A 10,341-nucleotide genomic window follows, 5' to 3' on the forward strand; every position below is an offset into this window, starting at 1 on the left:
TGGCATCGCCGGGCTGAGCACGGAAGGGGGCCCGGCCCTCATTAGGAGGTCAGGCCAATCCCTCACCCCCGGCGTTCGGCTTCGCCTTCAATGTCCGGTTCTTGCGCTGCGACGGTCTGGAGCGCCGCCGGATCGCGGGATCGCCCATCTGATACGCCTGGCAGAACGCCTGCGGAACCCGCGGTCGGCCGGTCTCGTGGTCATGTTGCTTCGGGTTGCCTGGCGTCGGCCATTCGGTCGGTCGTGTGGGAGGTGTGGTCGGAGGAGGTGGGCGCGCCGCTGTAGAGGAAGCGGCCGTGGGTTTCGGGGGTGAACCACAGTCCTATGAAGGCGATGACGATGAGCATGGAGACCGCGGCGGTGGCGCGGGCGAGGTTGCCGTCGAACCAGGTGGTGGCGATGGCCCCGGCGAAGAGGGGGCCCGCTGCAGTGAGGAAGCGGCCGATGCTGTTGGTGACGGCCATGGCGGAGGCCCGGACGGACGGTCCGAACAGTTCAGGGAAGAAGACGGCGTTGCCGGACAGGACGCCGAAGACTCCGAATCCGACGACCGGGAGCAGCCACAGGTATGTGGTGTAGCTGTCGGCGAAGGGGTAGAGGGCGAGGATGCCGGTGATGCCGATCAGCAGGCTCATTGCGTAGGTGCGTCGGCGGCCGATGCGGTCGGCGATGAAGCCCCAGCTGGCGTAGCCGAGCAAGCCGCCGACATTGAGGGCGGCCGTCGCCCAGGACACGTAGGGCACGGCGGCTTCGCCGGTGACGCCGCGGTTGGCGACGACCACGCGAATGATTTGCGGTGTCCAGGTCGTCACGCCCCAGAAGGCGAACAGGGCCCCGCAGCAGATCAGCGTGCAGGCCACGGTCCGCCCCACGAGGGGCCGGCTGAACAACTGGTTGAGGACGAACCGGTCGTCGGCCGTTTTCGCGGCGCCTGCCGCACGCTCCTGCCGGCGTGCCGCACGCTGGGCCTTGACCTCGGCGGTGGTGGCTGGCTCGTGGATGTGGCGTCGGATGAAGAGGGCGAGCAGGGCAGGTGCAAGTCCGAAGGCGAGGGTCTGGCGCCAGCCGAGACCTCCGACGAAGTAGTAGACGAGCGCCGACAGAAGCGAGCCTATGGCGAGTCCGGACATCATGACGCTGCTGGCCTTGGCGCGGTGACGGTTGTTCCACGCCTCGGCGACGAGCGCCGCGCCGACGGGCAGTTCCACGCCGGAACCGATGCCCGCGATGAAGCGCACCAACGCGAACTGCCAGTACTCGGTGACGAACACGGTTGCGGCGGTGAAGACCGAGTAGGTGAGGACGCCGATGATCAGGACGCGGACGCGGCCGATGTAGTCGGCGACTGCGCCGAAGAGGATCGCGCCGGTGGCCCAGCCGGCGAGGAAGAGGGTGACGACGAGTCCGGTGTGGAAGGTCGAGGGACGGTTCAGCAGGTCGGCGGTGGCGGGAGCTGCGACCTGGGTGAAGAGGCTGGAGTCGAATCCATCCAGGGCCCACCCGAGGGTGGTGGCGAACAGCACGGCCCACTGGTATTTGGAGATCTCCTCGCGCCATGGGCGGGCGCTGGTTGAGGGTGCGGCCATCGTTGGCTCCTTTGCCAAATGCTAGGCGGCGGTGTGCGGCGGTTACTTTTCCCTCGTGGCTTTCTCATTGCGGCGCAGCGAGGCCACGACGAGCCGGTCGATGCTCAGTTCGAGGGCCTGGAACTCGTCCAGCGAGCGGGTCGCGTGCAGCATGTCGCGGATCTCGGAGTGGACCCGGTGATCGCGGGTACGCAGAGTTGCGATCCGTTCGCCGACCTGCTTGGCAAGCTCCTGCGGTCCGTCGGCGACGGCGTTGAGCAGGCCCAGCTCCACCGCGCGGGCGGCGGAGATCCGCTCGCCGGTGGCGGTGAGCCAGAAGGCCTGGCGTTCGCCGACCACCCGCGGCAACCAGGCCAGCACCAGCGCGGGGGCCAGGTTGATGCCCACTTCGGGAAACCAGAACCGGGCACCTGCATCGGCCACGGCCACATCGCACGCCGCCAGCAGGCCCACGCCGAAGCCGGCCGCGTCCCCCTGCACCTCGGCGACGGTGACCAGCCGGGTGGTACGCAACGCCCGCTGGAGGCCGACCAAGACCCGGGTCTCGGTCCGCAGTTCGCCGGGTGTGTCGGCCGCGCGTTCCCGGCCGAGGCAGAAGACCTGGCCTGCGGCGCTCAGGTGCAGGACGTGTGCCCCGCTGGGCGGGTCCAGCAGCAGTTCGGTCAGCTGGGCGCACATCTGCACGGTCAGCAGATTGTCGGGCGCCCGATCGATCCGGACGTCGAGTACACCGCCCGAGGGGGCGGAGATCTCCAGCGCGGCCATCAGTTGAGCCGGTCCGTGGCTATGCCGCCGTACCAGTCGACGTCGTCGGGGGCGGTGCGCACGGTGACGGCGCGCACGTGCGTGAAGTCGTTGAACGACTCCCAGCCGCCCTCGCGGCCGACGCCGCTGTCGCGGACACCGCCCCACGGGGACGACGGATCGAGTCGATGGTGGTCGTTGACCCACACCATGCCCGTCTCCAGACGCGACGCGACGCGGTGCGCCCGGGCCACGTCCCTGGTCCAGATCGCCGAGCCGAGGCCGAAGTCCGAGTCGTTCGCCAGCGCCACGGCCTCGTCCTCGTCCTCGAACGGAATCGCGACCACGACCGGGCCGAAGATCTCCTCGCGGGCGACGCGCATGCTGTTGGTGACATCGGCAAGCACAGTGGGCTCGATGAAGAACCCGCCGGGAAGTCCGGGCACCTGAGCGGCGTGCCCGCCTGCGGCGAGCCGTGCGCCCTCGTCGAGTCCGGTGCGGATGCAGCCGAGGATCCGCTCCTGCGCACGCCGGGAGATGACCGGGCCGAGCTGGGTGGTCTCCAGGGCCGGGTCGCCGATGCGGATGGCGGAGGCCACCTTGCTCAGGGCCTCGACGACGTCGTTGTAGAAGCTGCGCTGGATGAGTAGCCGGCTGCCGGCGATACAGGTCTGCCCCGCACCGATGAAGCCGCCGAAGGCCGCGCCGCGCGCGGCGACGTCGACCGGCGTGTCGTCGAAGATCAGGACCGGGGACTTGCCGCCGAGCTCCAGGGTCGCCTTGGCGAACCGCCTGGCCGTGGCCACCGCGATGGCCCGGCCCGGTTCGGTGCCACCGGTGAAGACGGCCTTCTTGACCAGCGGATGCTCCACCAGCGCCGCCCCCGCGCTGGGGCCGAGGCCCGGTACGACGTTGAGCACGCCGTCCGGGATGCCAGCGTCCTGGGCGATCTCGCCGAGCAGCAGCGCGGTCAGCGGGGTCTGTTCGGAGGGCTTGAGCACCACCGTGTTGCCGGTCGCCAGGGCGGGCGCGAGGCTCTTGGAGGCGATCATCATCGGGTGGTTGAACGAGGAGAGGATGGCCACCACACCGAGGGGGAAGCGGCTCGTGTAGGTGTGGTAGTCGCCTCGCATCGGGATGACCGAGCTGCGATCGGCCAGCAGCAGGGCCGCGTTGTAGCGGTACCACTCCGCGAGCCGGGTGATCTGGGCCTTGGTCTCGGTGATCGGGCGTCCGTTGTTCGCTGTCTCCAGGCGGTAGAGGTCCTTCATCCGGCCCTCAATGCCGTCGGCGAACCGGTTGATCAGCCTGGCCCGGTCGTGGATGGGCAGATCCCGCCATACGCCCGACTGGAACGTCTCCTGGGCGCAGCGGACGGCGTCGTCGACATCCTGCTCGTCGGCCGCGGCCACCGTGGTGAAGACCTCACCGGTGGCCGGGTTGGTCACCGGGATGGGCTCACCGCGGCCGTCGACGACCTGGCCGCCGATGAGGAGTCCGGTGCGCACGGCGGGAATCAGATCGCCGTCCGCTGCACATACGGGGGCTGTCATCAGCTCACCCTTCCTGTATACGGGTTGCCGTTATCGGTATACGGCAGGACGCTAAACGTATCCAGATCCACTGGCAAGGGGTCGCGTGGAAACGGATGTGTATAGTCACGACCGGCCGCGCATACTGGGGTGGCACGAGGTTGGGTGACGCCGGGAGGACACAGTGCCGGACGAGTCGGCAGCCGGGCGGGTGACCCGTTCGCTGCGGCAGCGGCTACTGAGTGGTGAGCTGAAGCCCGGAGAGCCGTTGTCCCAGTCGCGGGTCGCCGCGGAGTACGGCGTGAGCCGGATGCCGGTACGCGACGCGTTGCAAGTCCTGGCAAGCGAGGGCCTGATCGACCTCAGCCCGACCAAGGCCGTGGTCCGCGATCTGTCGATCGCCGAGCTTCAGGAGCTGTACGAGCTGCGCGAGGCCGTCGAGCCGGTGCTGACGCGGATCGCGGTCCCGAACGTCGGCCGTGCCCAGGTGACCCGCATGACGATGCTCGTCGAGGCTATGGAGGCGGGTCAGGAGCCCGCACAGTGGCTGGAGAGCAACGTCGCCTTCCACTCACTCATCTACACCTGCGCCGACCGGCCCCGCATGATCGAGTTCGTCGAACACCTGCGGCGGCAGACCGACCGCTACCTGTACCTGCACGTCGGCGTGTTCGGCGAGTTGGACCACCTGCACCACGAGCACCGGCAGATCCTGGAGGCGGTACGCGGCGGCGACGCCGCCGCCACAGCGGAACTGACCCGCACACACCTCGCCACGTCGCACGAGTCCATCCTGCGCCACCTCATCGACCACGAAGCAGCGCAGGACCAAGGGCCCGGCATGCAGCACACTGCCAGGGCGTCAGCCCGAGCAGCGGGAGAGACCCGCGCCTGAGGAACCGGCCGCGCAGCCGACGGCCGCCTGGGTCGCCCAGGCGGCGCGAAAGCCCCAGTGCCCGATCAGACAGACCCACAGACGGGGAGCAACGGGGAACACCGGCAACAGCCTCAAGAAATGCCAAGTCAGCGTCTGCCCGGTTCGGCCCCGGGGGGTCACTCTGCTCCTCCTGGTCCCCTCGTGACGGGCGGCCGCTGAGGGACGCCTTCGAAGACGACCTGGCAGCCTCGGGCGGAGAGCTGGAGGCCTTTGGCGACCAGCTGATCGGAGCTGTCGGCCCCGTCGCCACAGCTGATGGCACGGCGCTGCTGCTGATGAGTTTCGAGGGCCGTGCGTCGACAGTGCGGCGGCAGTTCTGCAGCCGGCGATCCAGCGTCGTGACTTGCAGGGGGTCCGCCGCACGAGGAAGCAGCTGCGGGAGTGGCTGCGCAGCTGGGGCCTGGACTCTGCGCTGGACGAGGCCGAGCTACTCATAGGGCCCCCGCGACTGACCACTATGCCTGCAAGGCGGTGATGATCTGATCGGTCGTGGCGATCTCGGCGATTCTCGGGAAGATTTTGTTGAAGCTGTGGGTGTGGGAGTCAGCGTCTACGTCCGTCGTTGCGTCCTCGACAAGTGTCAGGTTGTAACTGTGCTCCCAGGCCGAACGGGCAGTGGATTCCACTCCAATGCTGGTGGAAATGCCGGCCAGTACGATCTGGGTGATGTGCCGGCGCCGCAACTGCACGTCGAGTTCGGTTCCTGTGAAGGCGCCCCAGTGGCGCTTGACGATCACGATGTCATCCGACTCAGGCAGGAACTCCGCAGGGAATTCGCCGAATTCTGCGGGCGGCGCGGTGGTGGGCCCCGGCTTGGCCACGCGTGTGCTGGGTAGGTCGCCGCCATCGGCGGACCAGGCGACCTTCACCCGTACCACTGGCAAATTGCGGGCGTGGAACGCATCGGCCAGGCGCATCCCCTGCATCATGATCCGATCGGAAGGGACGACGGTCGGAAGCGCCAGGATGCCTTTTTGCAGGTCGATGAGGACGAGTGCGGTGCGTTCGTCGATGGTGGGAGTTGACATGAGACCTACTTTCCTTGCTTCGGGTGGGTGGGCTAAGTCGCTGGACGCTCGGTTCAGTCGGTGGCGGCACGCACCGTCGGGGTTAGCAGGGCGACCAGTTCGGAGATGTCGGCCATGTCCTCCAAGCCGAGGATGGCCGACTCGATGGCGGACTGACGCTCGGCCGAGACGACCGTACGGGTCAGGTCGCGGTACTTCTCGACGATCTCGTCGTTCGTCAGCAGGCGGTTTCCGGAGCCTCGGGGGTGAACGACCGTCTTGTCCCGCACGGAACCGTCCTTGAGGGTCGCGGCCACGCGCGTGGTCAGCCGCTGCGTGACGGGCAGCTCGTCGTACTTCGCCTCGTGCCGGGTCATGGTGCGGTCGATCAGGTTCCACACGTCGGCGCCGGCGATCCGGTCCGCGGTGAACTGGTCGATCAGCACCTTCCCGTCCAGCAGCGCCACGGCGACGGCATAGGCGACGTTCATCTGCGCGCCGATCGGTGTCAGCGGGCGCTCGGCCGTCCACCCGCCGTGCCGGTACGCGGCCTGCGGCATGTCGATGTCGATGCTCACGACATCGTCGGGCGTGACCCCTTCCGTGCGCAGTTCCAGCGCCGCGTCGATCGCGGCGTGCAGCAACCCCATGGCCGAGTACGCCTTGACGGTGATCCGGTCTGTCTCCCAGAAGCTGCCCAGGTTCGCGGAGATCTGCGTGGCGTCCGGTTGGTGGCCTTCGCCGAACACGGCGAGGCAGCCGCCGTACGTCCGCTCGAAAACCCGCTTGATGCCCACGTACCCGGTGGCGGCCAGCCCCGCGCCGATCAGCCCGTTGCGCGCGGCGAAACCGTGCTGCATCCGCTTGACCATTGACTCGAACTGCGCCGACATCAGGCCGCCCGCCTGCGTGGCGCCGATGCCGAAGGCGTCCTCGAAGCCGGCCGCATCCAGGCCGTAGAGCTTGCCGGCGGCCGCGGCGCCGGCCAGTGGGCCGAATACGGCACCGCTGTGCCAGTCGCGGGAGAGCATGTCCAAGCCGCCCAGCGCCATACCAACGCGCGGTCCCGTCTCGTATCCGAGGATCGCACCGAGCAGGAAGTCGGCGCCGGACACCCTGCCGATGCGCGAGGCCGCGCCGAGCATGGCCGGCAGGACGACGGAGTTGCTGTGCAGCGGCGCCGTCGGATGGAAGTCGTCCATCTCGAAGCCCTGGATGAAGCTGGAGTTGAGTATCGCGGCCGACAGCGCGCTGGTGGTCAGGCTTCCCCATCCGATGATCTCGGCGCTGCCGCTGTCGTCCAGGGCGGTGATGCCCTCGAAGCCCTTGCGGGAGTCCGGCAGCTTGGCTCCGACCAGGGCGCATCCGATTCCGTCGAGGATCAGGTGTCGGGCCCGCTCGCGCGTCGGCGCCGGCACGTCGTCCAGTGTCATCCGGGCGACCCATGTCGCCGACGTTCCGGTCGGCCCGTCGGGGTATGTGGCCGGACGCCCCGTCTTCACGGGTGCGACGGGCTCCTTGACACCAGGGATGACCATTTCGGCACTTACTCCTTGTGAGTCTGAATTTTTGTAGACAAGACGTCATGTGTTCCAGCGTAACAACACTGCCGGCGAACCAGCTGGATGACCTCGGAGGATGACGCGATGACCACGGAGTGCCCCCCCCGTCGGCCGTACGTGCTGCCAATTGCGGGCGGTCCGCCGGCCGCCGATCCCGCGGATTGACGGGAACGAGCAGCCAAACGTTACGCTGAGTCATCGGTCGTGAACCGCAATTCGGGAGGAACATGGCTGCCCGGCTCCCGCTGGAGGGCGAGCGCAGATCGCTCCGCGAGATCGCGTACGCCAGTATCCGGCGGGCGATCATCGAGTTGAGGCTTCCGCCGGGAGAGTTCATCACGGAGGAGTCGTTGTCCGCGGAGTTGGGCGTGAGCCGTCCGGTGCTCCGTGAGTCCGTCCAGCGTCTCCAGGTCGAGGGGCTGCTCGAACGGGCCGGCAACGGCAGAGTGCGGGTGCGCGGTGTCTCGGCTGAGGAGGTGCAGGACCTTTACGCCGTGCGGTCGGCCCTGGAACAACTGTCGGTCGAGCAGGCCGTGGGGAGGGTGACCCCCGGGGTTCTCGCGGAGTTGCGCGAGGCGCTGGAGCGCATGCGCACCGCCGCGGCCCGGGGCGCTCCCGGGAAGATCACCGATGCGGGCAGCGACTTTCACGCGATCCTGCGCCGGGTGGCCGGCAATCCGGTGAACGACCAGGTGATACACATGGTCGGTGGGCGTATCGACCGGTACCGCAATCTGAGCGTGTCCCTCACCACCCGGCCCGACCACTCGCTGGCGGAACACAACGCGATCCTGACGGCGCTCGCCGAGGGCGACGTGACAGCGGCGAAGCGCGCCATGGGTGACCACATCATGGCCGGCCGCGACGCCGTTCTCGTAGCCGTCGAGAGTCTTCGTGCGACGGGAGAACCGGTCGACGGCCCCTGACACCCATCGCGCGCCTCGTAGAAGTCGCCGCCGATCCGGGCCTGTGCGGCGGCGCCCTGATAGATCGCCTCGACGTCGACGTGCCCGAGGTGCTGCGGCAGCGGGGGCCGCAGTACGTGTTGCGGTCTCCGCCACGCTGCGCACTTCCGTGAGAGTGCGCTCCCGATCCTGCCGCACCCGGCTGGCGTACGCGGTGGCCAGCGTGACGGCCGCGATCGCCATGATGGTGAAGACGCCGGGCGTCCGGCTCAGGTCGTGGCGGACGGCGGCGAGCACGAAGCCGTCCACCAGGGCAGCCCGATGGCCAGCGTGCCGCGTACCGGCCACATGGTGGCGGCCAGCGCCGGGGCCACCCCGAACAATCGGTCGAACTCCAAGTGGGGGGTGAGCAGATCGGCTGCAGAAGCCAGCACGATCACCACCAGTGGGCTGAAGAGCATCAACTCGAATCGGAGGCAGTCTTTCCGTATCGGCCGAGGAACTCGCCTTGGGACCATCACCTGCGTGGGTGGCCGAAGGCTGTTGTCGGGGGATGCGGTGGACTCATCGAGCTGTCCACGCATGTCTTCAGCTCCTTGGTGTGGGATGGCTAAGTGGTCGGCTCCGGAAATCCTTCGGGGGTTGACGTTGGAGTCCAAGCGGTGCTGGGCAGCTGTCAGGTTTCAACCGGCATCGTCTCAATGGGCGGCTGATCGCAGGTCTGACGTTTCGGTGAGGTTGGACTCGGCGCAGGGGTCACGCCTCAGAGTGTTGCAGGTACGCTCCGCTGGTGTCGAAGAAGCAGAAGAAGTACCGCTCTGCGGCCCGCGCCGCTGGCGCGGGCATCGTTGTGGAGAAGGCGCCACGGGCGGCAGTTCCGGCCGAGACAGCCCGTCGTCGCCTACACGGGGGTTCTGCAGTTCTCGGCGGGGTCGTAGGGGGCGCCATCGTTGTACCTGCGCTCTTGGAGCGATTCGGGGCAATGCGCTCCGGTGCGTGGGTGCCCGCCATGTTCGCGGGGTTGGCTTTGGCGCTGGGAATTCCACTCCTGTACACGACGTTTCGCTCGGTGCGTCATGGCCCTGGTTGGCAGCTTCTCACTGCTCGGACTGTCACGGGCAACCGCACGGTCGATCTGAGCAAGCTGACGCAGATACGTCGAGTTCGGGTCCCCAGCAAGGCCGGCTGGTTGGACCAGTTCTGGATCAAGGACTGTCGAGGCGTCGTCCTCCTTGTGGACAAGGAGGTACTCATGGGTCCCATAGGGCAGGCGGTGGTTCACAGTTCGGGGATCTCAGGCTCACTGGGAACCGTGAAGATCTCTCGGCATGCGGCCGTCGGGCTTGGCCTCAACGAGCCCTCGACTGCATACCGGGCAGCCCGCGCATGCGCAGATGCTCTTCTCGGGATCCTGACCCCCGGGGCAGTCGCCGCTCTTGGAATCCTGGCCAGCTGGCTTACAAGATCAGCGTGAGACACAGCCAGGGAGATCGGAGAGGGTGTCGATCATCCCGAACGATTCTCCCGAGATTGGCCGTTGCCTCCCATGCCCCTGGGCCGCACCGTGTGCCTTACCCTGACCGCCGCCGAGCGCCACCGGCTGGAGAAGATGGCCTACGGCCACAAGACTCAGCACCGGGCCCGGCAGCGCGCCACAGTTGTCCTGCTCGCGGCGCGCGGCCGGGGCAACGCCCGGATAGCTGCCGAGACCCGGCTGCATGTGGACACCGTGCGCACCTGGCGCGGTCGGTTCGCCGACGGCGGACTGCCGGCCCTGGCCGACCGTAAACGCTCGGGACGCCCGGCCCGTTTCACCCCCGTGCAGGTCGCCGAGGCCAAGGCCCTGGCCTGCCAACTGCCGGCCGAGACCGGCATACCGCTGTCGCGCTGGTCGTGTCCGGAACTGGCCACCGAGCTGACCGCACGCGGGATCACCGACAGCATCTCCGCGTCCACGGTGCGCCGCTGGTTACGCGAGGACGCGCTCAAGCCCTGGCAGTACCGGTCCTGGATCTTCATCCGCGACCCGGACTTCCGCGCCAGAGCCCAGCGGGTCCTAGACGAATAA

General features: G+C 68.1%; 10 protein-coding genes. 4 read left to right on the top strand and 6 right to left on the bottom strand.

The features are described 5' to 3' along the window. Positions 1 to 200: 200 nt before the first annotated feature. From AQJ27_RS47005 to AQJ27_RS47015, 3 genes are read right to left on the bottom strand one after another with little or no spacing between them, the layout of a single operon-like run. Complete coding sequence (locus AQJ27_RS47005; protein ID WP_067384089.1) at positions 201 to 1,586, bottom strand: MFS transporter; 1,386 nt, start codon at positions 1,584 to 1,586, stop codon at positions 201 to 203. Positions 1,587 to 1,628: 42 nt separating this feature from the next. After that, entirely contained in the window at positions 1,629 to 2,351 is a 723-nt protein-coding gene (locus AQJ27_RS47010; RefSeq protein WP_067384092.1) for an enoyl-CoA hydratase/isomerase family protein, read from the bottom strand. Further along, a complete protein-coding gene (locus AQJ27_RS47015; RefSeq protein ID WP_079065826.1) occupies positions 2,351 to 3,883 on the bottom strand; it encodes an aldehyde dehydrogenase in 1,533 nt (510 codons plus the stop codon). Before AQJ27_RS47015 ends, AQJ27_RS47010 begins: the two co-directional genes overlap by 1 nt. A gap of 163 nt (positions 3,884 to 4,046) precedes the next feature. Here AQJ27_RS47015 and AQJ27_RS47020 point away from each other — a divergent pair, with 163 nt between their 5' ends. Beyond that, positions 4,047 to 4,757, top strand: coding sequence for a GntR family transcriptional regulator (locus AQJ27_RS47020; RefSeq protein WP_067384095.1), 711 nt, complete (start codon positions 4,047 to 4,049; stop codon positions 4,755 to 4,757). A gap of 497 nt (positions 4,758 to 5,254) precedes the next feature. Here the strand turns inward: AQJ27_RS47020 and AQJ27_RS47025 are convergent, their stop codons facing one another. Next, a complete protein-coding gene (locus tag AQJ27_RS47025; RefSeq protein ID WP_067384098.1) occupies positions 5,255 to 5,827 on the bottom strand; it encodes an isochorismatase family protein in 573 nt (190 codons plus the stop codon). A 53-nt stretch (positions 5,828 to 5,880) separates the two neighbouring features. Further along, entirely contained in the window at positions 5,881 to 7,344 is a 1,464-nt protein-coding gene (locus AQJ27_RS47030; RefSeq protein ID WP_067384100.1) for an MmgE/PrpD family protein, read from the bottom strand. Positions 7,345 to 7,595: 251 nt separating this feature from the next. Here AQJ27_RS47030 and AQJ27_RS47035 point away from each other — a divergent pair, with 251 nt between their 5' ends. Further along, positions 7,596 to 8,294, top strand: coding sequence for a GntR family transcriptional regulator (locus AQJ27_RS47035; protein ID WP_067384103.1), 699 nt, complete (start codon positions 7,596 to 7,598; stop codon positions 8,292 to 8,294). A 248-nt stretch (positions 8,295 to 8,542) separates the two neighbouring features. On the opposite strand, the gene AQJ27_RS47040 is transcribed toward AQJ27_RS47035, so the two are convergent. Then, complete coding sequence (locus AQJ27_RS47040; protein WP_067384106.1) at positions 8,543 to 8,734, bottom strand: hypothetical protein; 192 nt, start codon at positions 8,732 to 8,734, stop codon at positions 8,543 to 8,545. A gap of 329 nt (positions 8,735 to 9,063) precedes the next feature. Between AQJ27_RS47040 and AQJ27_RS57060 the strand changes: the two genes are divergently transcribed. Then, positions 9,064 to 9,747, top strand: coding sequence for a hypothetical protein (locus AQJ27_RS57060; RefSeq protein ID WP_159064624.1), 684 nt, complete (start codon positions 9,064 to 9,066; stop codon positions 9,745 to 9,747). 72 nt (positions 9,748 to 9,819) lie between these two features. Then, complete coding sequence (locus AQJ27_RS47045) at positions 9,820 to 10,341, top strand: helix-turn-helix domain-containing protein (RefSeq protein WP_235613995.1); 522 nt, start codon at positions 9,820 to 9,822, stop codon at positions 10,339 to 10,341.

Origin of the sequence: Streptomyces olivochromogenes (assembly GCF_001514115.1) — a bacterium.
Lineage (GTDB): Bacteria > Actinomycetota > Actinomycetes > Streptomycetales > Streptomycetaceae > Streptomyces > Streptomyces olivochromogenes.